Source organism: Pseudomonas sp. St29, assembly GCF_001547915.1.
In the GTDB taxonomy this organism is placed as follows: Bacteria; Pseudomonadota; Gammaproteobacteria; order Pseudomonadales; family Pseudomonadaceae; genus Aquipseudomonas.
In genome coordinates, this window is record NZ_AP014628.1 from 2,117,061 (window position 1) to 2,143,035 (window position 25,975).

18 protein-coding genes are annotated in these 25,975 nt (G+C 64.6%); 7 read left to right on the forward strand and 11 right to left on the reverse strand.

The features are described from left to right. Positions 1–7: 7 nt before the first annotated feature. The 7 genes from PST29_RS09695 to PST29_RS09725 form a co-directional block, all read right to left on the reverse strand. Complete coding sequence (locus PST29_RS09695) at positions 8–2,725, reverse strand: nitrate reductase (protein WP_060842927.1); 2,718 nt, start codon at positions 2,723–2,725, stop codon at positions 8–10. Next, a complete protein-coding gene (gene nirD, locus PST29_RS09700) occupies positions 2,725–3,042 on the reverse strand; it encodes a nitrite reductase small subunit NirD (protein ID WP_060838293.1) in 318 nt (105 codons plus the stop codon). Before nirD ends, PST29_RS09695 begins: the two co-directional genes overlap by 1 nt. After that, positions 3,039–5,492: a nitrite reductase large subunit NirB gene (nirB, locus tag PST29_RS09705; protein ID WP_060842928.1), complete on the reverse strand. Its 2,454-nt coding sequence runs from the start codon at positions 5,490–5,492 to the stop codon at positions 3,039–3,041. Before nirB ends, nirD begins: the two co-directional genes overlap by 4 nt. A 497-nt stretch (positions 5,493–5,989) precedes the next feature. Next, positions 5,990–7,660, reverse strand: a complete 1,671-nt coding sequence (locus PST29_RS09710) for a bifunctional protein-serine/threonine kinase/phosphatase (RefSeq protein ID WP_060842929.1) — start codon at positions 7,658–7,660, stop codon at positions 5,990–5,992. Positions 7,661–7,667: 7 nt separating this feature from the next. Next, a complete protein-coding gene (locus PST29_RS09715) occupies positions 7,668–8,879 on the reverse strand; it encodes a nitrate/nitrite transporter (RefSeq protein ID WP_060842930.1) in 1,212 nt (403 codons plus the stop codon). 342 nt (positions 8,880–9,221) lie between these two features. Further along, complete coding sequence (locus PST29_RS09720) at positions 9,222–9,797, reverse strand: ANTAR domain-containing response regulator (RefSeq protein WP_060838297.1); 576 nt, start codon at positions 9,795–9,797, stop codon at positions 9,222–9,224. A 15-nt stretch (positions 9,798–9,812) separates the two neighbouring features. Further along, on the reverse strand, positions 9,813–11,024 hold the full coding sequence (locus PST29_RS09725) for a CmpA/NrtA family ABC transporter substrate-binding protein (protein WP_060842931.1): 1,212 nt from the start codon (positions 11,022–11,024) through the stop codon (positions 9,813–9,815). 230 nt (positions 11,025–11,254) lie between these two features. Between PST29_RS09725 and PST29_RS09730 the strand changes: the two genes are divergently transcribed. Next, complete coding sequence (locus PST29_RS09730; protein ID WP_060842932.1) at positions 11,255–12,274, forward strand: quinone-dependent dihydroorotate dehydrogenase; 1,020 nt, start codon at positions 11,255–11,257, stop codon at positions 12,272–12,274. A 130-nt stretch (positions 12,275–12,404) separates the two neighbouring features. Here the strand turns inward: PST29_RS09730 and rmf are convergent, their stop codons facing one another. Further along, positions 12,405–12,620: a ribosome modulation factor gene (gene rmf, locus PST29_RS30805; RefSeq protein WP_016965693.1), complete on the reverse strand. Its 216-nt coding sequence runs from the start codon at positions 12,618–12,620 to the stop codon at positions 12,405–12,407. 545 nt (positions 12,621–13,165) lie between these two features. On the opposite strand from rmf, the gene rlmKL reads away from it, so the two are divergent. Both rlmKL and PST29_RS09740 read left to right on the forward strand, forming a co-directional pair. Further along, positions 13,166–15,430: a bifunctional 23S rRNA (guanine(2069)-N(7))-methyltransferase RlmK/23S rRNA (guanine(2445)-N(2))-methyltransferase RlmL gene (rlmKL, locus tag PST29_RS09735; protein ID WP_060842933.1), complete on the forward strand. Its 2,265-nt coding sequence runs from the start codon at positions 13,166–13,168 to the stop codon at positions 15,428–15,430. A 137-nt stretch (positions 15,431–15,567) separates the two neighbouring features. Further along, entirely contained in the window at positions 15,568–17,967 is a 2,400-nt protein-coding gene (locus PST29_RS09740; RefSeq protein WP_060842934.1) for a sensor domain-containing diguanylate cyclase, read from the forward strand. Between the two features lie 42 nt (positions 17,968–18,009). Here PST29_RS09740 and dacB read toward each other — a convergent pair whose 3' ends face one another. Beyond that, positions 18,010–19,470: a D-alanyl-D-alanine carboxypeptidase/D-alanyl-D-alanine endopeptidase gene (gene dacB, locus PST29_RS09745; protein WP_060838302.1), complete on the reverse strand. Its 1,461-nt coding sequence runs from the start codon at positions 19,468–19,470 to the stop codon at positions 18,010–18,012. 234 nt (positions 19,471–19,704) lie between these two features. On the opposite strand from dacB, the gene PST29_RS09750 reads away from it, so the two are divergent. Next, positions 19,705–20,049: a YggL family protein gene (locus PST29_RS09750; protein WP_047284881.1), complete on the forward strand. Its 345-nt coding sequence runs from the start codon at positions 19,705–19,707 to the stop codon at positions 20,047–20,049. 143 nt (positions 20,050–20,192) lie between these two features. On the opposite strand, the gene PST29_RS09755 is transcribed toward PST29_RS09750, so the two are convergent. Then, positions 20,193–21,383 (reverse strand): benzoate/H(+) symporter BenE family transporter, encoded by a 1,191-nt coding sequence (locus tag PST29_RS09755; protein WP_060838303.1) that lies wholly within the window; start codon positions 21,381–21,383, stop codon positions 20,193–20,195. Positions 21,384–21,701: 318 nt separating this feature from the next. On the opposite strand from PST29_RS09755, the gene PST29_RS09760 reads away from it, so the two are divergent. From PST29_RS09760 to PST29_RS09770, 3 genes are all read left to right on the forward strand, one after another. Further along, positions 21,702–22,466, forward strand: a complete 765-nt coding sequence (locus tag PST29_RS09760) for a GntR family transcriptional regulator (protein WP_011060203.1) — start codon at positions 21,702–21,704, stop codon at positions 22,464–22,466. Between the two features lie 188 nt (positions 22,467–22,654). Next, a complete protein-coding gene (locus tag PST29_RS09765) occupies positions 22,655–23,605 on the forward strand; it encodes a LysR family transcriptional regulator (protein ID WP_060838304.1) in 951 nt (316 codons plus the stop codon). Between the two features lie 147 nt (positions 23,606–23,752). Beyond that, positions 23,753–24,586, forward strand: coding sequence for a hypothetical protein (locus tag PST29_RS09770; protein ID WP_060838305.1), 834 nt, complete (start codon positions 23,753–23,755; stop codon positions 24,584–24,586). An 82-nt stretch (positions 24,587–24,668) separates the two neighbouring features. On the opposite strand, the gene guaD is transcribed toward PST29_RS09770, so the two are convergent. Beyond that, complete coding sequence (guaD, locus tag PST29_RS09775) at positions 24,669–25,973, reverse strand: guanine deaminase (RefSeq protein WP_060842935.1); 1,305 nt, start codon at positions 25,971–25,973, stop codon at positions 24,669–24,671. Positions 25,974–25,975 lie beyond the last annotated feature (2 nt).

Here is a 25,975-nt window from a genome sequence, read left to right on the forward strand (position 1 = left end):
TCACTCCTCACCCAGGGACGCTGGCAGGTTGCACTGCCGCCGCCAGCAGGCGCTTGATCTCCGGCACGCAGGAGCCACATTGGCTACCGCAACCCAATTGCTGTTTCAGTTGTTCAAGGTTCAAGCCTTCAGCGACACCGGCACAGACCGCCCGATAACCAACGTTCTTGCAGTTGCACAGGGTCCGTTCCCGTGTCCCGCCCAGGCCGCCGGCTTCCGGCGGGGCGCTCATCGGCGCCAGCAGCCAGCGGCGCAGTTGCTCATCGGCGCGGCCTTCGAGCCACAACTGCTGCAACCAGTGCTGGGCCAGGGTTTCCCCGGCCAGTCGGATCGCGGTGATCCGTCCTTGTTCGATACGTACGCGCTTGCCGATGGCTCGGCGCGGATCGTCGTAGGCCAGGACCGGCCCACCTTCCAGCCCCAACTGCTGGTCGATCAGCTTGAGCAATGCCGGCTGCGGCGCCTCCTGGTGGGCGGCGCGGATCACCAGGGCCGGACGCTCGCGACCGCTCAGGCTGAAGCTGACATAGGCAAAGGCTTCGCACAGGGGGCGCAGAACCTTGAAGTGGGCCTGTACCTCGCCTTCGATCAGGGCGAACAACTGCCAGGGCAACTGCACCGGTTCCAGGCGCACGCCGCTGTGCTTGAGCTCCGGCTGTTTTGACAGGGGATCGAAGGCCGGTTGAGTCACGGCGTTGACCCCGCCCTTGAGGAAGCGATCGCCCCAGTGCATCGGCAGGAACGCCTGGCCGGGGCGCACGCCGTCATCACTGGCGACGGCGACAATCACAGCGCCACGCCGACTTTTCAGGCTCACCAGATCGCCCTCGCGCAAGCGTTGCCGGCGCAACTCGTCCGGGTGCAGGCTCAGCAGCGCCTCGCTGACGTGGCCAAACAGTTGCGCCGCAGTGCCGGTGCGACTCATGCCGTGCCACTGGTCCCGCAGCCGGCCGGTGATCAGGGTCAGAGGGAAACGCGCGTCTCGCTGTTCCTTGGCGGCCACATAGGGATCGGCGATAAAGCGTGCACGGCCAGAGGCGGTGGGAAACACGCCGTCGCCATACAAGCGTGGCGTGCCCTGTGTCGCACCGGCGGGAAAGGGCCATTGCTGCGGGCCGAGGCGGTCGATCAGGTGGTGACTGAGGCCGGACAGATCCAGATCGCGGCCCTGAGTCAGGCCTTTGTACTCATCGAACAGCTGGGCCGCGCAATTGAAATCAAACAGGCTCTGCTGGCCGGGACGCAGGCGGCGCTCCAGGCGTTGGGCGAAGTCCAGGGTAATGGCCCAGTCAGGCCGCGCCTCGCCGGGCGCGGGCACCGCCTGGCGCACGTGAGAAACCCGGCGTTCCGAGTTGGTCACCGTGCCTTCTTTCTCCCCCCAGCTGGCGGCGGGCAGCAGCAGGTCGGCAAAGGCCGCGGTTTCCGTGGTGGCAAAAGCTTCCTGCAGGACCACGAAAGGGCAGGCTTGCAGCGCCGCCCGCACCGTATTCTGGTCCGGCAGCGATTGCGCCGGGTTGGTGCAGGCGATCCACAGGGCCTTGATCCGCCCACTGCGCAATTGTTCAAACAACTCGATGGCGCTCAACCCGGGGCGAGCGGGCAACTGCTCCACGCCCCAGTAGGCGGCGACTTCTGCGCGATGCTCGGGATCGGCGGCCTCCCGGTGCCCGGGGAGCAGGTTGCTCAGGCTGCCGGTTTCGCGCCCGCCCATGGCATTGGGCTGACCGGTGAGGGAGAAGGGGCCGGCGCCGGGGCGGCCGATCTGCCCGGTGGCCAGGTGCAGATTGATCAGCGCGCTGTTTTTTGCGCTGCCGGCGCTGGACTGATTCAAACCCATGCACCACAGGGACAGAAAACTCGTCGCGTTGCCGATCCATTGCGCGCATTGCTGCAATTGCTCGACGCTGATCCCGCACAGCTGCGCCACCATCGGCGGGGTGTAGTCGCGGACCAGGGCCTTGAGCTCGGCCAGGCCCTCGGTGTGCTCGCGGATGAAGTCGCGGTCGATCCAGTCTTCCCACAGCAGTAAATGGAGGAGGCCGTGGAACAGGGCCACGTCGGTGCCGGGCAGGATCGCCAGGTGCAGGTCGGCCAGGTCGCAGGTATCGGTGCGACGCGGGTCGATCACCAGCACTTTCATCTGCGGGCGCCGGCTTTTGGCCTGTTCCAGGCGTCGGAACAGCACCGGATGGGCGTAGGCCATGTTGCTGCCGACGATCATCACGCAATCGCTCAGTTCCAGGTCCTCATAGCTGCAGGGCGGTGCATCGGCCCCCAGGCTGCGCTTGTAGCCCACCACCGCCGAGGACATGCACAGCCGCGAATTGCTGTCGATATTGTTGGTGCCCACCAGGGCCCGGGCCAGCTTGTTGAAGGCGTAGTAGTCCTCGGTCAGCAACTGCCCGGAGATGTAGAACGCCACGCTGTCCGGGCCGTGCTCGGCGATGGTTTGGGCAAATACCCCGGCGGCATGTTCCAGGGCGCTGTCCCAGTCGCAGCGGCTGCGGGCCAGATCCTTGCCCAGGCGCAGCTCCGGGTACAGGGCGCGGGCACCGGGGTCGCCGGTCAGGTGCAGGCTGGCGCCCTTGCTGCACAGTTTGCCGAAGTTGGCCGGGTGCGTCGGATCGCCGCTGACCCCGAGGATCTGCCGGCCGTCATGCTCGATCAGCACGCCGCAGCCGACTCCGCAGTAGCAACAGGTCGAGGCCGTGCTCTGGCGCGACATCACCCGGCATCCCGCAGGATCAGTTGCACCCGGCCAGCTTCCACCCGTGCCTGATGCCGGTGGGCGCAACCGATGTCCGGTGCCTGGGCCTCGCCGGACTCCAGGTCGATCTGCCAGTTGTGCAGGGGGCAGGCCACGCGCTTGCCGTAGATCAGCCCCTGGGACAGCGGGCCGCCCTTGTGCGGACAGCGATCGTCCAGGGCGAAGACCTGATCGTCGCCAGTACGAAAAATCGCGATATCGCCCCGGGGCCCCTTGATCACACGTGAGCCCAGGGCATTGATCTCTTCCAGGGCGCAGATATCCAGCCAGTTCATGCCGGCACCTCCAGTTGTTTCACGGGGATCGACTCGTACTCTTTTTTCAGCTGCGGCTCGGCCAGACGCTGTTGCCATGGGTCCTGCTCGAAGGACAGGGCGAACTGCAAGCGCTCGTTCAGTGCCTTGCGCCGCTCGGGGTCCTCCAGCACGGCCTTTTTCACGTGCTCCATGCCGACCCGTTGCAGGTAGTGCACGGTGCGTTCGAGGTAGAAGGCCTCTTCGCGGTACAGCTGGAGGAAGGCACCGTTGTACTCGCGCACTTCTTCGGCGGTCTTGAGCTTGACGAAAAACTGCGCCACCTCGGTCTTGATCCCGCCGTTGCCGCCGATGTACATCTCCCAGCCGGAATCGACGCCGATGATCCCGACGTCCTTGATCCCGGCTTCCGAGCAGTTGCGCGGGCAGCCGGACACCGCCAGCTTGACCTTGTGCGGCGACCACATGTTGAACAGGTCGTGCTCCAGCTCGATGCCCAGCTGGGTGGAGTTCTGCGTGCCGAAGCGGCAGAACTCGCTGCCGACGCAGGTCTTCACGGTGCGGATGGACTTGCCATAGGCGTGGCCGGACGGCATGTCCAGGTCCTTCCAGACCCCGGGCAAGTCCTCCTTGCGAATGCCCAGCAGGTCGATGCGCTGGCCGCCGGTGACCTTGACCATGGGCACCTGGTACTTGTCGGCCACGTCGGCGATGCGCCGCAGTTCGGAGGGATTGGTCACCCCGCCCCACATCCGCGGCACCACCGAGTAGGTGCCGTCCTTCTGGATATTGGCGTGGGCCCGTTCGTTGATCAGCCGCGATTGCGGATCGTCCCGGGCTTCCCCCGGCCAGGTGGAAATCAGGTAGTAGTTCAGCGCCGGGCGGCAAGTGGCGCAGCCGTTGGCGGTGCGCCAGTTGAGGTAGCTCATGGTGCTGGCTATGGTCAGCAGGTGCTGCTCGCGGATCGCCTGGCGGATCTGCCCGTGGTTCAGGTCGCTGCAGGCGCAGATGGCTTTTTCGCTTTTCGGCTTGACGTCCGCTGCGCCACCCACGGTATTGATCAGGATCTGTTCCACCAGGCCGGTGCAGGAACCACAGGAACTGGCGGCCTTGGTGTGTTTCTTGACCTCGTCGACGCTGAACAGCCCGTGCTCCTGAATCGCCTTGACGATGCTGCCCTTGCACACCCCGTTGCAGCCGCAGACTTCGGCGTTGTCGGCCATGCTCATGGCCTTGTCCTGGCCCTGATGGCCGACATCGCCCAGCGCCTGCTCGCCGAACATCAGGTGATCGCGGATTTCGCCGATGGCCTGCTGCTCGCGGATCTGCCGGAAGTACCAGCCGCCGTCCGCGGTGTCGCCGTACAGGCAGGCGCCCACCAGCACGTCGTCCTTGATCACCAGCTTCTTGTACACCCCGCCAATGGGGTCGGCGAGGGTGATGGTTTCGGTGCCGTCGCCGCCCATGAAATCCCCGGCGGAAAACAGATCGATGCCGGTGACCTTCAACTTGGTCGAGGTCACCGAGCCCTGGTAGCGGGCGAAGCCCAGCTGGGCCAGGTGATTGGCGCAGACCTTGGCCTGCTCGAACAGCGGCGCCACCAGGCCGTAGGCGATGCCGCGGTGGCTGGCGCACTCGCCGAGGGCGTAGATGCGCGGGTCGAAGGTTTGCAGGGTGTCGTTGACCAGGATCCCGCGGTTGCACGGCAGGCCGGCCCGTTCCGCCAGCTCGGTGTTGGGGCGGATCCCGGCAGCCATCACCACCAGGTCGGCGGGGATGATGTCGCCATTGTTGAACTGCACCGACCCGACCCGGCCGTTGCCGGCATCGATCAGCGCCTGGGTCTGCTCGCTCAGGCGGAATTTCAGGCCGCGGCTTTCCAGGGCGCTCTGCAGCAACTGGCCGCTGGTCTGGTCCAGTTGCCGCTCCAGCAGCCACTGGCCAATGTGCACCACGGTCACGTCCATGCCCCGCAGCTTGAGGCCGTTGGCGGCTTCCAGGCCCAGCAGGCCGCCGCCGATCACCACCGCGTGCTGGTGGGTCCTGGCGGCGTCGATCATGGCCTGGGTGTCGGCGATATCGCGGTAGCCGATCACGCCCTGCAGGTCCTTGCCGGGAATCGGCAGGATAAAGGGCGTGGAGCCGGTGGCGATCAGCAGGCGGTCGTACTCGGCTTGGCTGCCGTCGTCGGCGATCACCCGGCGCTTGATCCGGTCGATTTCCACCACCTTGCGATTGAGCAGCAGCTTGATGTTGTGCTCCAGGTACCAGTCCAGGTCGTTGAGGACGATGTCCTCGAACGTCTGCTCGCCAGCCAGCACCGGCGACAGCAGGATGCGGTTGTAATTGGTGTGGGGCTCGGCGCCGAACACGGTGATGTCGTACAACTCGTCGCTCAGCTTGAGCAGTTCTTCCAGGGTGTGGACCCCGGCCATGCCGTTGCCGATCATCACCAGTTTGAGTTTTTTCATGGGCTTCTCCGGGGCCAGGCAGGTTCAGTGGGGCCTGGCTCGACAAACTGCGCGCAAACAAAAAAGGCGTCCCGTCAGTGGCCTGACGAGGACGCCTTTGTCCGATCCCGTTCTCTCGGGAAGCCGGCCTTCGTCGTTGAAGGCCAGGCTTGATGTCTGTTGCCTGATGTCATGCAGCGCTTGTGCCAGGTTGTCGAGGGCGCGGTTTTATCGGGTCCTGGTGACGATTCTGTGCCGACCGAGTCCGGCTGGCGCACCGAATCGAGGCGTCACGCCCTCTTTCGGCTCTTTGCGGCGGCTGCTGGGTGGGGGGGCGCCAGGCAAGTCCTGCGGAGCGTTTCGCAGCCTCGCTTTGGCTCGACAGCGGCTACACCTGCTGCCAATAGGGGGGGAGCCGCTGCCGCAGGCTGCGAACGGCTCCGCAGGAGGCGTAGGTGGGGCTGAGTACGCTGGAGGTTATCGGGAGATTGAAAGGTTGTGCCCGCCACCCGGTGGCGTCAGCGATGCAGCAGGGCCAGCAGCCACATCAGGTTCAGCAGCAGGGCGAGCAGGGCGATGCCTCGCCAGACCTTCAGCGGCTCCCGTTCCAGCCAGGGCCGCGGGCGGGGGCTCAGGCTGCGGCGTTCACCCTGTTCCAGCGCCAGCAGCCATTCTTCCGCCGTTTCATAGCGCTGGGCCGGGTCGGCACAGACTCCGCGTTCCAGGCTTTGCTCCAGCCATTCCGGCAGGTCCGGGCGATAGCGGCTGGGAGGCACCGCGGTGCCGAAGCGCGGGCGCTGGAAGGCTTCGATCTCGCCGTGGGGGTAGTGCCCGGTCAGCAGGTAATACAGGCTGACGCCCACCGCATAGAGGTCCTGTTGCGGGCTCGGAGGTTCGCCGGTGAAGGCTTCCGGGGCGATGTAGCCCGGGGTGCCGGGCAGCAGGTGCGCCGGGTCCGCCGACAAGCCCGGGCAGTAGGCCAGGCCGAAATCCAGAATCCGCAGTTCGCCGTCGTCCCCCAGCAGCAGGTTGTCCGGCTTGATGTCGCGATGCAGGATCTGCCGCCGGTGCAGCAGGCCAACGGCCCGCAACAGGCGCTCGGCCAGGGATTGCCACTGGTCCAGGGGCAAAGGGCCGCTGTGGCGAAACAGCTGTTGCAGGGTGCGCCCGGGGTATTCGCGCATCAGGTAATACAGGTGCTGGCGCGCCGTGCCGCCGTGCACCTGGGGAAAGTGCCGCCCGGCCACGCGGCGCAGCAGCCACTCCTCGGAGAGCAACCCCTGGCAGGCCGCCCGGTCGTCGTGCAGGGCCGCCGGCAGGGTTTTCAGCAGCCAGGCCTGTTGCTGTTCGTCACGCACCCGATACAGCAGCGCTTGCCGGCTGTGGTTGAGCAGTGCCTCGACCTGCCAGCCCTCGAACTGCTGCCCCGGTTTCAGCGGCGGTGGCAGGGGCCATTGCCGCAGGTGCAGCAGGGCATCGCCAATGCTGCGTTCCCCCAGTGCGTCGACCCGCACCAGCAGTGCGCTGGCATTGTCCTGGCTGCCGGCCAGGTGCGCGGCACTGACCAGGGTGGCCACCGCGCGGTCCAGGTCCGGCTGGTCGCGCAGGATGGCGGCGATGGCGCTGTCGCCCAGGGTGGCCCAGACGCCGTCGCTGAGCATCAGGAAGCATTCGCCCTGGCGCAGTTCGCCATCGAGAAAATCCACCACCAGGTGCTGGTCCAGGCCCAGGGCGCGCTTGAGCACATGCTGCATGCCCGGTTGCTCCCAGACATGGTCCTGGCTGATGCGTTGCAGTTGCTGCTGGTGCCAGCGATAGACCCGGCAGTCGCCGACATGGGCCAGGGTGAAGCGCTGCCCTCGCAACACCAGGGCGCTGAGGGTGGTGAGCAGAGGCTGGCCGCCGCCATTGGCCTGGAGCCAGCGATTCTGCGCGCTCAGCAGGCGTTCCAGGGCTTCGGCCACGGCCCAGGTCTGCGGGGTGGCGTAGTAGTCCAGGGCCAGGGCCTGCAGGCTGGAACGCGCTGCGAGGCCGCCATCGGCACATTGGCTGACGCCATCGGCGATGGCGAACAGCAGCCCTTTGCTGGCGGCCAGCTCCGGCGCCGGGGTGACCCGGCGCAGGGCGTCCTGGTTCTCCGCCCGCGGGCCGCTGGCGCTGGCCTCGGCGTGGCTCAGTTGCAGGCCCATGACCTGCTCAGACCCGTGCCGCGGTGACGGCAGCGGAGCCCCAGGTGGTTCTCCAGCGGCGCTTGACCCCATGCAGGCCGAACCAGGCCAGGACTCCGAGGCTGGCGAACAGCCACAGGGCCAGTTGGTAGCTGCCGCTGCTCTGCTTGATGGCGCCCATGCCCGCGGCCAGGGCGAAACCGCCGATGCCCCCGGCCATGCCGATCAGCCCGGTCATGACCCCGATTTCCCGGCGAAAGCGCTGCGGCACCAGTTGAAACACCGCGCCATTGCCCGCGCCCAGGCCCAGCATGGTGCAGACGAACAAGGCCAGTGCGGCGTAGGAGCTGGGCAGGTTGAAACCCACGGCGGCGATGCACACCACGGCCACGCCGTACATCGCCAGCAAGGTGCGGATGCCGCCGAAGCGGTCGGCCAGGGCGCCGCCCAGGGGGCGCATCAGGCTGCCGCCGAAGACGCAGGCGGCGGTGTAGTAGCCGGCGGTCACCGGGCTCAGGCCGTACTGGTCGTTGAAGTAGCCGGGCAGGGCGCTGGCCAGGCCGATGAAGCCGCCGAAGGTCACGCTGTAGAAAAACATGAACCACCAGCTGTCACGGTCGCCCAGGGCCTTGAAGTAGTCGCCGATGGACTTGGCGCGAGGGCGCTCGGGAGCGTTTCGCGCCAGCCAGGCGAACAGCGCCAGGGTCAGGATCAGCGGGATCAGGGCGAAGCCGAAGACATTGCTCCAGCCGAAAGCCGCCGCCAGCAGCGGGGCGATCAGGGCGGCGAACACGGTGCCGGAGTTGCCGGCACCGGCGATGCCCATGGCCTTGCCCTGGTGTTGCGGCGGATACCATTGCGAGGCCAGGGGCAGGGCCACTGCGAAGGAAGCACCGGCCATGCCGAGGAACACCCCCAGCAACAATGCTTGTTCATAGCTGTGGATGCCCAGTTTCCAGGCCACGAACAGGGCGCCGATGACTATCACCTGGCCGATCAGGCCGGCGGTTTTCGGTGACAGGCGGTCGGCCAGCAGGCCCATGATGAAGCGCAGCACCGCACCGGCGAGGATTGGCGTCGCCACCATCAGGCCGCGTTGCTGGGTGCTCAGGTGCAGATCGGCGGCGATCTGCACCGCCAGAGGGCCCAGCAGGTACCAGACCATGAAGCTCAGGTCGAAATACAGGAAGGCTGCAAACAGGGTCGGGGTATGGCCGGATTTCCAGAAGCTTGAATTCATCGCGCACCTCAGCTGATAGGGGTCGTTGGAGCCGTCATGAGCTTGCAGGTGGAGCGCCGTGCAGCCGCGCCACCGGCCCCGTTCAGTGGGGCCAGAACGACAAAGACGTCGGCGTCCGGCTCGCGGTGGGCGAGCAGGGCGCGCGACGTCTTTGTCGTAGGTGGGCAACCGCCGTTGGTTACCGTTGTGGATTTGACAGCAAGAGCCGAGCCAACCGGCGGCCATGTTGGCTGGCATGGGCAGGCTCGCTGTAGGAGCTGGCTTGCCAGCGAAGGCGCCCTCAAGACTGGCACAAGGTTCAGAGGCCTATTCGCCGGCAAGCCGGCTCCTACGGGGCGCAGGTCAGCCCAGCAGTTCCTGCATGGCGATGATCTGTTCCGCCACCTGGATCAGTTTCTGCTGCCTGCTCATGGCCTGGCGGCGCATCAGGGTGTAGGCCTGTTCTTCGTCGCAGTCCTTCATTTTCATCAGCAGGCCCTTGGCCAGTTCGATGCGCTTGCGTTCGGCCAATTGCTGGTCCCGGGCCTGGAGTTGCGCGCGCAGGGCCTGGTCGCTTTCAAAGCGCGCCATGGCCACGTCGAGGATGGGTTGCAGGCGCTGGACCTGGATGCCTTCGACGATATAGGCGCTGACCCCGGACTTGATCGCCTGGCGCATCACCCCCGGGTCGTGTTCGTCGGTGAACATCACGATGGGCCGGGGCTGGTCGCGGCTGACCAGCACCACTTGCTCCATGACGTCGCGGCTGGGTGACTCGGTATCGATCAGGATCACGTCCGGACGCACTGTTTCGACGCGTCCGGGCAGATCGATGGTCAGGCCGGATTCGTCGATCACCTCGAAGCCGGCCTCGCTCAGAGCAGCCTTGAGCCGGCCGACTTTCTTCGCGGTGTCGTTGATCAGCAGGATACGCAGCATGGTGGCGGGCTCCGGTCAGCGCTGGGCGACAAGGGACGGTGAGTCGTTGAGGGCGTGCAGACGGAAGCTGCGGGCATAGGCGGCAGGCTGTGAACCGTCCCAGACCTTGCCGTCGATCAGTTGGCTGCTGCGCATGTCCTGGCCCCAGGCGGCGATGCCCAGCGCGCCAGCGGCTTCGCGGTACAGCTCCAGCTGTTGCACCTGGCGCGCGACGCCGAGGTAGTCCGGGTCCTCGCGTAGCAGGCCCCAGCGGCGGAACTGGGTCATGAACCACATGCCGTCGGACAGGTAGGGCAGGTTGACGGTGCCGTGCTGGTGAAAGCGCAGGGCATGAGGGTCCTGCCAGCGATTGCCCAGGCCGTCGGCGTAGTCCCCCAGCAGTCGCGGTTCGATGCAGGCCAGCGGGGCATTCAGGTAGTCGGCGGCGCTCAGGAGCTGGGCGGTGCTGCGGCGGTTTTCCGGACTTTGCTCGATGAAGCGGCTGGCTTCGAGGATCGCCATCACCAGGGCGCGGGCGGTGTTGGGGTATTGCTCGACGAAGGCGCGGGTGCAGCCGAGGACCTTTTCCGGGTGGTCGGGCCAGATCGCCTGGCTGGTGGCCAGGGTGAAGCCCAGGTCCTGCTGCACCGCGCTGGCGCTCCACGGCTCGCCGACACAGAAACCGTCGATGCGCCCGGCCTGCAGGTGGGCGACCATCTGCGGCGGCGGCACCACCACGCTGTCGACATCCTGCAGCGGGTGGATGCCCTGGCTGGCCAGCCAGTAGTAGAGCCACATGGCGTGGGTGCCGGTGGGGAAGGTCTGGGCGAAGGTCAGGCGCGCCCGGCTTTGGTGCACGTGGCGGTCGAGTGCTTCAGGGCTGGTCACCTTGAGGGCCTGCAGCTCGCGGGACAGGTTGATGCTCTGGCCGTTCTGGTTCAGGCCCATGAGCACCGCCATGTCGCAGGGGCTGGTCCCGCCGATGCCCAGGTGCACCGCGTAGATCAGGCCGTACAGGCTGTGAGCGGCATCCAGTTCGCCGCTCACCAGCTTGTCCCGCAGGCTGGCCCAGGAACTCTGGCGCTTGAGGTTCAGGGTCAGTCCGTAGGGCTGGGCGAAGCCCTGGGTGGCGGCAACCACCACCGAGGCGCAATCGGTCAGGGCCATGAAGCCCAGGTCGATGGCGGACTTTTCCGGGGCATCGCTGCCGTTGACCCAGGCCAGCGGGGTGTTGGGGCGTTCAGTCATGACGGGGCACCTTGCATAAAAAAGCGTCGTACCCGCAGGCCGGGCCAAGCCCGCGCAGGTGACGACGCCGTTGTCCTTGAGCCCGGGCCGCCATTGGCTCGGGTTTGATGCGCAAAAGGGGTGCAAGGCATATGCCATTGCCGGGGATTTGCTTGTGCGCCTCGCCTGCAAGCCCCGGGCGCGGCTATAATCGGCGGCCAATTTCGCCGCCAACCGAGTTCATCCCGCCCATGTATACCCTGGCCCGCCAGCTGCTGTTCAAACTCTCCCCGGAAACCTCCCACGATCTGTCCCTGGACCTGATCGGTGCGGGCGGGCGTTTGGGGCTTAACGGTCTGCTGTGCAAGGCGCCGGCCCAGTTGCCGGTCAAGGTCATGGGCCTGGAGTTTGCCAACCCGGTGGGGCTGGCCGCCGGCCTGGACAAGAACGGTGCGGCCATCGACGGCTTTGCCCAGCTGGGTTTCGGTTTTGTCGAGATCGGCACCGTCACCCCGCGTCCGCAGCCGGGCAACCCCAAGCCGCGGATCTTCCGCCTGCCCCAGGCCGAAGCCATCATCAATCGCATGGGCTTCAACAACCTGGGGGGCGATAACCTGCTGGCGCGGGTTGCCGCTTCGTCATACAAGGGCGTGCTGGGGATCAATATCGGCAAGAACTTCGATACCCCGGTGGAGCGGGCGGTGGACGACTACCTGATCTGCCTGGACAAGGTCTACGCCCATGCCAGCTATGTCACGGTCAACGTCAGCTCGCCCAACACGCCGGGGCTGCGCAGCCTGCAATTTGGCGAGTCGCTCAAGCAGCTTTTGGCGGCCCTGAGCCGGCGCCAGCAGGAGCTGGCGGTTATCCACGGCAAGCGGGTGCCGCTGGCGATCAAGATCGCTCCGGACATGAGTGACGAAGAAACCGTGGAAGTGGCCCGGGCCTTGCTGGAAACCGGCATGGATGCGGTGATCGCCACCAACACCACCTTGAGTCGCGAAGGCGTCGAAGGCCTGGAGCATGGTGATGAGGCGGGCGGGCTGTCTGGCGCGCCGGTGCGCGACAAGAGCACCCACACGGTCAAGGTGCTTGCCGCCGAGCTGGCCGGCCGTTTGCCGATCATTGCCGTGGGCGGCATCACCGAAGGCAAGCACGCGGCTGAGAAAATCGCCGCGGGTGCCAGCCTGGTGCAGCTGTATTCGGGCTTCATCTATAAGGGCCCGGCGTTGATTCGCGAGTCGGTGGACGCTATCGCGGCCATGGGCTGAGAGGGGAAGGACGGCAGGCATAAAAAAGGGCTCCTCGAAGGAGCCCCTGGGCCGAAGCCCGCCGCCCGGATGGGGCGTGCGTGGTTAAGTCGTCATCTATTCAAGTTGTAGGTGTCGGAATGTGCCCTGATCAGCCGACAGCGCGAAGTTCGTTGAGTCTGTGGATGCCCGCAGTGCCTGTCATACCGTCCCAGTTGTCGCCGCGTCCTTCGCGCCAGCCGTTGATCCAGGCTTGGCGTACCGACGGTAGAGTAAATGGGCAAAGCTCACGGGACTTGCCATTAACGCCATACTGATATCCGCGTAAAAATGCTCTTTCCAACGGATCACGCTTTAGTCTTCTCATAGGGTGTTTCCCTCACTTGTTGACTGCTTTATGTCCCGTCGACCTTCTTCTGAGGTCGGGCAGAATGTCTCTGCCGTTGGTGCTCGCTGCCGGCGTGGCGAGCTTTGATGTTGACGTCATTGCGGCGTCAACCTGTGGTGAGTTCTAACCAATAGGTCACAGCAAGTGAATGATCGTTTTGTCATAAGGACGTAACGATATTGCTGTCCAGGCCATAAGCCGGGAGTGGTTTTGTCGCCTGTTTGTCAGGCGAAGCCCGGTGTGATCAGCCTCTGACTAGATGATGAGGTTAATGCTTTAGTGAGAATGTCGAACGGTTGCACTCAACTACTATTCGACGAAGGGTCGACTTATGTCATTTTGTTGCCCTGACTTTTTATCTGTCCCGGCCTCAAAGCTCTTTTGCCCTGCAAGAAAGCCTGCCTGCCGGGGTGGGACGGCACAGTTTCGTGCCACACGAGCGCTCTTGAAGAAAAGCGCTTGATTGAAAACCGAGCGGGCGATGCGTTGCCCGTTCACTTATTGCCAAAGGCCCTGGTACTCCCATGTCGGATCGTTACGAACTCTTCCTCACCTGCCCCAAAGGCCTTGAAGGCCTGCTGATCGAGGAAGCCGTCGGGCTTGGCCTTGAGCAAGCGCGTGAGCACACTTCTGCCGTGCGCGGCATGGCCGACATGGAGACGGCCTATCGCCTGTGCCTGTGGTCGCGCCTGGCCAACCGGGTGCTGCTGGTGCTCAAGCGCTTCCCGATGAAGGATGCCGAGGACCTCTACCACGGCGTGCTGGACGTCGACTGGCAGGACCACATGCTGGCTGACGGCACCCTGGCGGTGGAATTCAGCGGCCATGGTTCGGGGATCGACAACACCCACTTCGGCGCGTTGAAGGTCAAGGACGCCATCGTCGACAAACTGCGCACCCCGACCGGCGAGCGTCCTTCGGTGGACAAGCTCAACCCGGATTTGCGCATCCACCTGCGCCTGGATCGCGGCGAAGCCATTCTCTCCCTGGACCTGTCCGGCCACAGCCTGCACCAGCGTGGCTATCGTCTGCAGCAAGGCGCCGCGCCGCTCAAGGAAAACCTGGCGGCGGCGATCCTGATCCGTGCCGGCTGGCCACGTATTGCCGCCCAGGGCGGCGCCCTGGCCGACCCGATGTGCGGTGTCGGCACCTTCCTGGTGGAAGCCGCGATGATCGCCGCCGACATCGCGCCCAACCTCAAGCGCGAGCAGTGGGGCTTCACCGCCTGGCTCGGCCACGTGCCGGCGCTGTGGCGCAAGCTGCATGACGAAGCGCTGGCCCGGGCCCAGGCCGGCCTGGCCAGGCCGCCGTTGTGGATCCGTGGTTATGAGGCCGATCCGCGCCTGATCCAGCCGGGTCGCAACAACGTCGAGCGTGCCGGCCTGAGCGATTGGATCAAGATCTATCAGGGTGAAGTCGGCACCTTCGAACCGCGTCCGGACCAGAACCAGAAAGGCCTGGTGATCTGCAACCCGCCCTACGGCGAGCGCCTGGGTGATGAGGCCAGCCTGCTGTACCTCTACCAGAACCTCGGTGAGCGCCTGCGTCAGGCCTGTCTCAACTGGGAGGCGGCGGTGTTCACCGGCGCTCCGGACCTGGGCAAGCGCATGGGCATCCGCAGCCACAAGCAGTACTCGTTCTGGAACGGCGCCTTGCCGTGCAAGCTGTTGCTGATCAAGGTCCTGCCGGATCAGTTCGTCACCGGCGAGCGGCGCACCGCCGAACAGCGTCAGGTGGAACGCGAGCAGGCCCAGGCCGCCGTGGACGAGGCACCAGTGCGCCAGTTCAACAAGAATGGCAATCCGATCAAGCCGGCACCGGCTCCGGCCCCGGTGGTCGAACAGGCACGCTTGAGCGAAGGCGGGCAGATGTTCGCCAACCGCTTGCAGAAGAACCTCAAGCAGCTGGGCAAATGGGCCAAGCGCGAAGGCGTCGAGTGCTACCGGGTCTACGATGCCGACATGCCGGAATACTCCCTGGCCATCGATCTGTATCAGGACTGGGTGCATGTGCAGGAATACGCGGCGCCCAAGTCGGTGGACCCGGAGAAGGCCCAGGCCCGTCTGTTCGATGCCCTGGCGGCGATTCCCCAGGCGCTGAACGTGGACAAGAGCCGGGTGGTGATCAAGCGTCGCGAGCGTCAGAGCGGCACCAAGCAATACGAGCGCCAGAGTGCCCAGGGCCAGTTCACCGAAGTCCGCGAAGGCGGGGTCAAGCTGCTGGTGAACCTCACCGACTACCTGGATACCGGGCTGTTCCTCGATCACCGGCCGATGCGCATGCGGATTCAGCAGGAGGCCGCCGGCAAGCGCTTCCTCAATCTGTTCTGCTACACCGCCACGGCCAGCGTGCATGCGGCCAAGGGCGGGGCGCGCAGCACCACCAGTGTCGACCTGTCGAAAACCTACCTGGACTGGGCGCGACGCAACTTCTCGCTCAACGGTTTCTCCGACAAGAACCGTCTGGAGCAGGGCGACGTGATGGCCTGGCTGGACAGCTGCCGCGACGAGTTCGACCTGATCTTCATCGACCCGCCGACCTTCTCCAACTCCAAGCGCATGGAAGGGGTGTTCGACGTGCAGCGCGACCAGGTGCAGTTGCTGGACCTGGCCATGGCGCGCCTGGCCCCGGGTGGCGTGCTGTACTTCTCCAACAACTTCCGCAAGTTCCAGTTGGATGAGAACCTCGCGACGCGTTATCAGGTCGAAGAGATCACGGCAAAAACCATCGACCCGGATTTTGCCCGCAACAGCAAGATTCACCGGGCCTGGAAAATCACCGCCCGCTGATGGCCGGATAAGTCCCCCAAGGCCCGATTTTTCGGGCTTTGGAGGCTGTTTAGCGCTGGTCAAATTAATGGCTAATGGCTATAACTCTCACTTGATCCGGATGACACCCAAACTCGCTGGCGTGATGAGTTCTACTTATGCCGTTGCATGTGGTACGCCCGAAAATCCTGGGTTTCATTAGTGAAGAGGTCTCGGCCTGGCTGGTGGCGGTGCTGGTGTTGCTCGCGGGCAGCATTCTCACCGGACTCTTGGCTTGGTCCACCTACAACCTGAACAAGCAGCAGTTGCGCCAGCGCTTTCAGTTGCTGGTCAGCGAACGCTACAGCCGCATCGAAGAGCGCTTTCAAGACCAGGAGCAACGCCTGGACGGTTTGCGGCGTTTCTTTGTCAATTCCGATCATGTGACTCGCCAAGACTTCGAGGGGTACGCCAAGCCTCTGCTGCGTCGTACTCAGGCCTATGCCTTTGCGCCGCTGATCAGTCGTGCCCAGCGGGCGGATTTCGAGCAGGCGGTGCGCCGTGAGGGACAGCCGGGATTTGCCATCGTGCAACTGAACGCGGCGGGGCAGATGGAGCCGGCCGGTGACCAGGATGAGTACGCGCCGGTGCTCTACAGCCAGACCCAGAGCCCCTTGGGCTCGCCCCTGGGGTATGACCTGCTGGCCCAGCCGCTGCGTCGGGCCACGCTGGAGCGTGCCCGGGTGCTCAATGGCCTGGCGGTTTCGCCGCCGATGCATCTGGTGGCGGTGGATCCGGCCTATGCCCGCGGGGTGCTGCTGGCGGCGCCGGTCAGGCGCGCCCTGGATGACCCATCGCCCCAGGGCAGGCCCTATGGCTATGTGCTGGCGGTGATCAGCCTGCGGCAACTGGTGGCGGACGGCTTGCCGGCCTCGGCCAGTGACAACCTGTCGGTGCGGATCCTCGATCTGTCCGCCGAGGGCCAGCATGAGGTGCTGTATGAATCGAACAACCTGCCGGTCACCAGTCACCTGAGTGCCAGCCGTCTGCTGCGGCTGGCGGATCGGGATTATCAAGTGGAAATCCGCCCCAGCGCGGCGTTCCTGCATGCCAATCATTCTTCATTGACCAGCCTGGTGATCCTCGGCAGCCTGCTCAGCCTGCTGCTCAGCGCCTTGCTCTACGTGCTGGTGAGTCAGCGGCAACGGGCCCTGGCCCTGGTCGAACAGCGCACCGGTGAGCTGCGCAGTCGCGAGCAGGAGCTGCGCGGGACCCACAGTCAGTTGCGCAGCGTGCTCAATGCCGCCACCCAGGTGGCGATCATCGCCACCGACTTGCGCGGGGTCATCAGCACCTTCAACGCCGGCGCCGAGCAGATGCTGGGTTACCGCAGCAGCGAGGCGGTGGGCCACTTGACCCTGGAAAGCCTGCACCTGCCCCAGGAGCTGGAAGCATGGGCCCACAGCCTCAGCCAGCGCTATGGCAAGCCCATCGAGGTGTCCCGGGCGATGCTGGTGGAAGAGGGCATGGCCGGTGGGCATGAGGCCCGGGAATGGACCCTGGTGCGACGCGACGGCAGCCACCTGCAAGTGAACATGCTGGCGACCCCGGTGCTGGACGATCAGGGGCTGTGGATCGGCCACCTGGCGATCTGCATCGATATCACCGAGCGTAAGCGGGTGCATGAAGCCCTGGCGGCCAGGAACCGGTTGCTGAACAGGCTCAGTGCCCATGTTCCCGGCGGCATCTATCAGTTCAAGCTGGACGCCGATGGCCATGCCAGCTTTACCTACGCCAGCGATGGCATTCGCGAGATCTACGAGATCGAGCCGCAGTTGCTGCAGGAGGATGCCGAGGCGGTGTTTGGGCGGATCCATCCCGAGGATGTGCAACGGGTACGCGAGTCGATCCGGATTTCCGCCCAGCAGTTGAGTCCATGGCGCGAGGAATACCGGGTCTGCCTGCCGCAACGGGGGCTGCGCTGGATGCGCGGGGCGGCGACCCCGGAAAGCCTGAGTGGTGGTGGGGTTCTATGGCACGGCTATATCTCGGATATCTCCGATCTCAAGCGGGTCGAGGAAGAACTGCGGGCCTTGTCGGTCACCGATTCGCTGACCGGAATTCACAACCGGCGCTATTTCCAGGAGCAGTTGCAGAGCGAAATGCAGCGCCTGGAGCGGGGTGGCGGTGAAATGGCGGTGATCATGCTGGATGTCGACCACTTCAAGCGGATCAACGACCAGTACGGCCACGGCGTGGGGGACCAGGTGCTGCGCGGGCTGTGCGAGCGCATTGGCCGGCGGCTGCGACGCACCGATGTGTTCTGCCGTCTGGGGGGCGAGGAGTTCATGGTTCTGTGCCCGGACACCAGCGCCCGCCAGGCGCTGATCCTGGCCCAGGAGCTGTGGCAAGGCTTGCGCAGTTCGCCGATCGCGCCGGTGGGCAGGGTCACCGCCAGTTTCGGTATCGCCAGCTGGCGCGAGGGCGAGGGGGCCGATGGCTTGCTGTTGCGGGCCGACTCCGGGGTCTATGCCGCCAAGCAGGCCGGCCGCGACCGGGTTCAGGCCGAGTTTCCCTGAACGGCGACGGCGACGCGGGGCCGCCGCCGTCGGCCCGGGGCGTTACAGCGGCGAAGCGCTGGTGGCCAGTTTGGGCTGGCGATACAGATCCAGCAGCACCTGATCCAGCACCGAAGAGGCACCGAACGGCCGTGGATCGTTGAGGATGGCAACCACCGCCCAGGTGTTGCCGTTGTCATCGCGGCTGTAGCCGGCAATGGCGCGGACGGTGTTCAGGGTGCCGGTCTTGATGTGGGCTTCACCGGACATGGCGGTGCGCTTGAGGCGCTTGCGCATGGTGCCGTCCATGCCGGCAATCGGCATCGAACTGATGAACTCGGCGGCGTAGGGACTCTTCCACGCCGCTTGCAGCAGGCCGGCCATTTCCCGGGCGCTGACCCGTTCGGCACGGGACAGGCCGGAGCCGTTCTCCATCACCAGGTGCGGCGCGGTGATGCCTTTCTTCGCCAGCCACTGGCGCACTACGCGCTGGGCGGCCTTGGCGTCATCGCCATCGGCTTCATTGCGGTACTTGGCTCCCAGGCTCAGGAACAACTGCTGGGCCATGGTGTTGTTGCTGTACTTGTTGATGTCGCGGATGATTTCCGCCAGGTCCGGAGAGAAGGCCCGGGCCAGCACCTTGGCGTCCTTGGGCACCACCGCCAGGCGGTCCTGGCCCTGGATGCTGCCGCCCAGTTCGCTCCAGATCGCCCGCACCGCGCCGGCGGTGTAGGTGGCGTGGTCCAGCAGCGACAGGTAGGTCTGGGAGCTGCAGCCATCGCCCAACTGGCCACCGACGGTGACGATTACGCTGCCATCGGCCTGGGTGACCGGGTTGTAGCGCACGTCACCGGTGCATTGCTTGGTGTTGACCGCCTTGACCTGATTGTCGATGCGGATCTTGGCGATCGGCGGCTCCACCGACACCAGTACGCGCCCGGAATCGTTGCGGGCGACAAAGCGCAGGGCCTTGAGGTTGACCATCAGCGCATCGGGCTTGACCAGGAAGGGTTTGTTCTCGTCATTGCCGTCGTCATTGAATTCCGGCAGTTGCGGTTGCACGAAGTAGTTGCGATCCAGCACCAGGTCGCCGGTGACTTGCTGCACGCCATTGGCTCGCAGGTCGCGCATCAAAAGCCAGAGCTTTTCCATGTTCAGCTTGGGGTCGCCGCCGCCCTTGAGGTACAGGTTGCCATTGAGGATGCCGCCGCTGAGGGTGCCGTCGGTGTAGAACTCGGTCTTCCACTGGTGGGTCGGGCCGAGCATTTCCAGGGCCGCGTAGGTGGTGACCAGCTTCATGGTGGAGGCCGGGTTGACGGATACATCGGCGTTGAAAATCGTCGGGGTGCCCGGGCCGTTCAGCGGAATCATCACCAGCGACAGGGCGTTGTCCGGGAGTTTGCTGGCTTTGAGGGCTTGTTGAACCTTGGGTGTCAGGGTGGTGTTGACCGGGGCCGCGGAGGCGGGGAAGGCCAGGGGGAGGAAAACACTGGCCAGCAGAAGAGGACGCAACGATTTGATCATATGAAATTGAACCCTGCAGTCGAGGGGAAAAAAGGCGAGGGCATGCAGATAAAATCCCTCAGTGGTCATGAAAGTGTCGGCATTATGCCCCAAGGTATAGCGGCTTGTGCCGTGCCACGGCCCGCCGGGGCGGTATTTTTTTTACCAATGGCACGACCGCGTCCTCATAGAGTCAGGCAATCGCCCGCCTAAACTGGTAAAGTGCCGCCCGTTATTACTTATGAGGATTGTTCCATGGCCACTAACCGTTCCCGCCGTCTGCGCAAAAAACTCTGCGTAGATGAATTTCAGGAGCTGGGTTTTGAGCTGAACCTGGATTTCAAAGAAGATCTGGCTGACGAAGCTATTGACGCTTTCCTCGACGCATTCCTCAAAGAAGCGATGGAAGCCAACGGCCTGGGCTATGTAGGCGGCGACGACTTCGGTCTGGTTTGCCTGAGCAAGCGCGGTTCCGTGAGCGAAGAGCAGCGCGCCACCGTTGAAGCCTGGCTCAAGGCACGCACCGAGCTGACCAACGTTGAAGTCAGCCCGCTGCTGGACGTCTGGTACCCGGACAACGCGATCAACCCAGTCGCGTGATGTCATGCATGAGCGGCCCGTCCGGGCCGCTCATGCGTTGCTGTCCTGCTTGGGCGGCCTGTCGAATTTTCCCTTGTGTTTCTCGCCACTGCCACGGGCCAGCCCCGGGTTTCGTCGTGGGCGCTATTGGCCGGCAAAGCCCTTCAGGCACTGCGCCAATTCAGAATCATCAAGGTGATCACCCCGGCGACAATTCCCCAGAACGCCGAGCCAATGGAAAACAGCGTCAGCCCCGAGGCCGTGACCATGAAGGTGATCAACGCGGCCTCGCGCTCCTTCACTTCACTCATGGCGATGCTCAAGCCGTTGATGATCGAGCCGAACAGTGCCAGGGCGGCGATGGACAGCACCAGCTCCTTGGGCAGGGCCGCGAACAGCGCGGCCAGGGTGGCGCCAAAGACCCCGGCAATGCCGTAGAAAATCCCGCACCACACCGCCGCGGTGTAGCGCTTGCCGTGATCTTCATGGGCGTGGGGCCCGGTGCAGATGGCGGCGCTGATGGCCGCTAGGTTGATGCCATGGGAGCCGAATGGCGCCAGCAGCAGCGAGGCAAAGCCGGTGGCGGTGATCAGCGGCGAGGCCGGAACCTTGTAGCCGTCGGCCCGCAGTACGGCGATCCCGGGCATGTTCTGCGAGGTCATGGCTACCACGAACAGGGGAATGCCGATGCTGATGGTGGCCGCCAGGGAGAAGTGTGGCGTGGTCCAGACCGGTGTCGCCACTTCCAGGTGAAAGCCGCTGAAGTCCAGCAGGCCCATGGCGCCCGACAGGGCCGTGCCGATCAGCAGCGCGGCCAGCACCGCGTAGCGCGGCGACAGGCGCTTGACCACCAGGTAGGTGAAGAACATCCCCAGGACCAGGCCGGTGCGGTGCTGGGCGGCGACGAAAATCTCGCTGCCGATCTTGAACAGGATCCCCGCCAGCAGGGCCGCTGCCAGGGAAGCCGGGATCTTTTTCACCAGGCGCTCGAAGCTGCCGGTGAGCCCGCACAGGGTAACCAGCACGGCACAGGTGATGTAGGCGCCGATGGCTTCGCCGTAGGTGACGCCGGACAGGCTGGTGATCAGCAGGGCGGCGCCCGGTGTCGACCAGGCAATGGTGATCGGGGTGCGATAGCGCAGGGACAGGCCGATGCTGCAGATCGCCATGCCAATGGAAATGGCCCATATCCACGAAGAAATCTGACCGCTGGTCAGGCCGGCGGCTTGTCCGGCCTGGAACATCAGCACCAGCGAACTGGTGTAGCCGGTCATCATGGCGATGAAACCGGCCACGATGGCTGAGGGCGAAGTGTCCGCCAGGGGGCGTAATTGCGCGGGTGTGGCGTCGGACATTACTGCTATTCCTTGTTCTTGAAAGACACAAAACCCACGTCCAGCGAACATCGCTCGAATCATGCGCGAGCAATGGGCCGGTGAAGGGGGTCAGGGTTCAAGCCTAAACTTAAAAGCAACTTTGCATTGCAATACAGCCGTGACTACAAATAGCCGTACAGTCGCTGAAAGAGTGTGGGGGCCATTAACACTTTTTACTAATGATCCCCAGTGGTTGTGTACAATGTGCCCCTGTTTTAACGCGATACTTGCCAGCGACCCACCGTGACGTATTACAGTCACGCCGAAATCGCCGCAGTCCTCCCGACCCGAGTGCCCATGAACGAACAGTTGCAACCTCTCAAGAAACAACCGCGAGCAGGCAAAGCCGGTCGCAGCGGAACCCAGGACGATATTGTCTACGCGCACATCTTTGAGGCCATCCTCGAGCAGCGCCTGGCGCCCGGCACCAAGTTGAGCGAGGAGGCGTTGGGAGAAATATTCGGAGTCAGCCGGACCATCATCCGTCGCGCCCTGTCGCGCCTGGCCCATGAGGGCGTGGTGCTGCTGCGGCCCAATCGCGGGGCGGTGGTTGCCAGCCCGAGTGTCGAGGAAGCCCGTCAGGTATTCCTCGCCCGGCGCCTGGTGGAGCGGGCCATCACCGAGCTGGCGGTGCAGCATGCCACCGCCGAGCAACTGCTGGAGTTGCGGCAGATGGTCAACGAGGAACGCGACAGCTTTTCCCGGGGTGATCGTGGCGCCGGCATCCGCCTGTCCGGGGAGTTCCACCTGAAGCTGGCCGAGGCGGCGAAGAATGCTCCGCTGATCAGCTTCCAGCGCAGCCTGGTGTCCCAGACCTCGCTGATCATCGCCCAGTATGAAAGTGGCAACCGCTCCCATTGTTCCTACGATGAGCACACTCAACTGATCGACGCCATCGAAGCCCGGGATGGCGAGCTGGCGGTGAACCTGATGATGCATCACATGGATCACATCGACAGCAAGCTCAATCTCGACGAGGAAAGCGCCTCGGACGACCTGCACGCGGTGTTCTCGCACCTGCTGCAGACCAAGAAGCCGGGACGGCCCAGCGCCAAGCTGTAAGCCTGGATCCGCTCTGAAAATCCCCCGCCGCGCGGCTCGCGCAGCGGGGGATTTTTGTTTGGCCTCAGGTTGGCCGGCGCGTCCGGCAGATTGTTTTAACTTTGTGCAAGTATTGTATACAGTGCCTGCTTCAATGCGCATGGCAGGCGAGTCCGTGCGCCTCTGGTCCTGCGCAAGGAGCCTGCGGCATGAGCGGCAGAACGCTACGTATTCATTCCTCCGCCATCCATTACTTCGACATGGTGCGGCGCTGCCATTCGATTCGCGAGGCGGCCCGGCGCCTGAATGTCGCGTCTTCGGCGGTGAACCGGCAGATTCTGAAGATCGAGGACGAAATCGGGGCGCCGCTGTTCGAGCGCTTGCCCGGTGGCCTGCGCCTGACCCTGGCCGGGGAGATCCTCAGTCGCCACGTCAATCTGGTGTTGCAGGACCTGGAGCGGGTGCGCCTGGAGTTCGACGCTCTGCGTGGCTTGCGCAGCGGGCACGTCGAGATCGCCACCGTGGAAGGCGCCACCGTGGACCTGCTGCCCTCGGTGCTCAAGCGCATGCGCGAGCACTATCCGCAGGTGACCATCGGCGTCACGGTGCAGGGGTCGCAATCGATTCCCCTGGCCTTGATCAACAGTCGTGCCGACCTGGGCTTGGCCTTCGCCTTGCCCCGCGCCCCGGAGATTCGCCCGTTGAGTGTCGGGCATTTTCGCCTGGGGGCCCTGGTCAGTCCCGACCATCCCCTGGCCGAGCGGGGCAGCGTCAACTTCGCCACCTGTGCCGAGCACGGCCTGATCCTGGCCAAGAGCGAGCTGTCGATCCATCACCTGCTGGCGCCGTTGCACAAGCGCCTGGGGCTGCTGGACAAGCCGCCGTTGCAGAGCAACTCCATGGAACTGGCGCGGCAGATGGCCCGGCACAACATGGGCGTGGCGTTCCAGACCCGGGTCGGGGTGGAGGCCGATCTGAGCAAGGGCGAACTGGTGCACATCCCCCTGAGCGATCAGGGCGGGATCTACAGCGACCTGGGACTCTACGCCCGCAGCGGGCGCGAACTGCCCAGCGCGGTGGAGGCGCTGGCCCATCTGCTCAGCGAAGAGATCGCCATTCGTGAACGGGCCGAGCGGGTCTTTGGCCAGCCGGTGCTCTGAGTCCATGGTTACAGGCGCTGTTGCCGTTTTGGCAGCGCCCTGGTCGATATTCTGTTCTTTGGGCCCTGTGGCGCTTGTGCCGATACTGCGTGCCGTCGGCAGCCAGCGAAGCTGCCTAACGCCACACCGCCACAGGACATAATAAAAATGAAAAAGGCATTACAAGGCGCAACCCTGCTGATGACGTTGATCGGAGCAGGGGAAGCGGCCGCCCTGGAGTGGATGAACAACAGCGTCGGCTTTCGGTACGGCAAGGAGTTCACCAATCCGAACAACCCGCACTACATCAGCAAGCGCATCTACAGCTTCACCCACGCCAGCGGCTACCAGTACGGCAGCAACTACCTGCACCTGGACGTGCTGCTTTCCGATAGCGACGATCCGCGCAAGGGCACCGACAAGGGCAGCAGCGAAGTCTACGGTGTCTACCGTCACCAGCTCTTTGCCTCCCGGGTCCTGGATACGCCTCTGGGCACCGGCCTGATCAAGGACTACGCGCTGACCCTGGGGTTTGACGCCAGCCGCAACAACAACCTGGGATCGGCGAAGAAGCGCGCCCTGGTCTTCGGTCCGACCCTCAAGTTCAACACCGTCGGCGTCCTTGACCTGAGCTTGCTGTACTACAAGGAAAACAACCATTCGGGGATCCCCGGGGCCAAGGATCCGGACCACACCTTCGATGACACCTACCTGCTCAACCTGGCCTGGATGCGACCTTTCGAAGTCGGCAGTCACGCGGCCAAGTTCCAGGGTTTCATCAACTACACCGGGGAAAAGGGCCACGACTACAACTACCGCGACACCGCTCCGGAAACCCTGCTGCGCAGTTCGCTGATGGTGGCCGTGCTGCCGGGCAAGAACGTCAAGCCCAACCTGTACCTGGGGGTTGGCTACGAGTACTGGCATAACAAGTTCGGGGTGGACGGCGGACGTGGCACGCGGACCTCGGCGCCCACCCTGAACCTGGAAGTGACCTTCTAGGTTCCGTGCAACCCGCTCCAGGGTGCAGACAAAAAATCCCCCGTGCGACGCTGTCGAACAGGGGATTTTCATTTTCGCAAGGTCAGCGCTGGTGCACCTGCCGGCCGGCGGCGTAGGTCTGCAGCACGGTGCGGTCATCCCCCAGGGTCATCAGCACGAACAGGGTTTCGGCGATGCTCTTGGCCTGCTTCAGGCGGTAGCTGAGCAGCGGTGTGGCGTGGTAATCGAGGACCACGAAGTCGGCGTCGGTGCCCGGGTGCAGGGTGCCGATCTTGTCCTCCAGACGCAGGGCCCGGGCGCCGCCCAGGGTTGCCAGGTACAGCGACTTGAACGGGCTCAGGCGCGCGCCTTGCAATTGCATGACCTTGTAGGCCTCGTTGAGGGTCTGCAGCAGCGAGAAGCTGGTGCCGCCACCGACGTCGGTGCCCAGGCCGACGTTGAGCTTGTGCTTTTCCGCCATCGGCAGGTTGAACAGGCCGCTGCCGAGGAAGAAGTTCGAGGTCGGGCAGAAGGCCACGGCCGAGCCGGTCTGCGCCAGGCGTGCGCATTCCTCGTCGCACAGGTGCACACCGTGGGCGAACACCGAACGCTCACCCAGCAACTGGTAGTGGTCGTAGACGTCGAGGTAGCCCTTGCGCTCCGGGAACAGTGCCTTGACCCATTCGATTTCCTGCAGGTTTTCACTGATGTGGGTCTGCATGTAGAGGTCGGGGTACTCGGTCAGCAACTGGCCGGCCAGGGTCAGTTGCTCCGGGGTACTGGTCGGCGCGAAGCGTGGAGTGACGGCGTAGTGCAGGCGGCCCTTGCCGTGCCAGCGCTCGATCAGCGCCTTGCTTTCCTGGTAGCCGGATTCGGCGGTGTCGGTCAGGTAGTCCGGGGCGTTGCGGTCCATCATCACTTTGCCGGCGATCATCCGCAGGTCGAGTTTCTCGGCGGCTTCGAAGAATGCGTTGACCGACTGCGGGTGCACGCTGCCGAACACCAGGGCGGTGGTGGTGCCGTTGCGCAGCAGTTCCTTGATGAAAATGTCCGCCACTTCATCGGCGTGGGCCTGGTCGGCGAACTGGCTTTCGCAGGGGAAGGTGTAGGTGTTCAGCCAGTCCAGCAGTTGCTCGCCGTAGGCACCGACCATGCCGGTCTGGGGCAGGTGGATATGGGTGTCGATGAAGCCGGGGGTGATCAGGGCATCCGGATAGTGCTCGACCTGCACCTGGGCGGGCAGGTTGGCCAGCAGTTCGCTGGCGTGGCCGAGGGCGCTGATCCGGCCGTCCTCGACCACCAGCAGGCCGTCTTCGAAATACTCGTAGGAGGCTTCGATGCCGACTTCGGCCGGGTCGGCGATGCTGTGCAGGATGGCGGCTCGGTAGGCTTTGCGAGTTAAAGGCATGG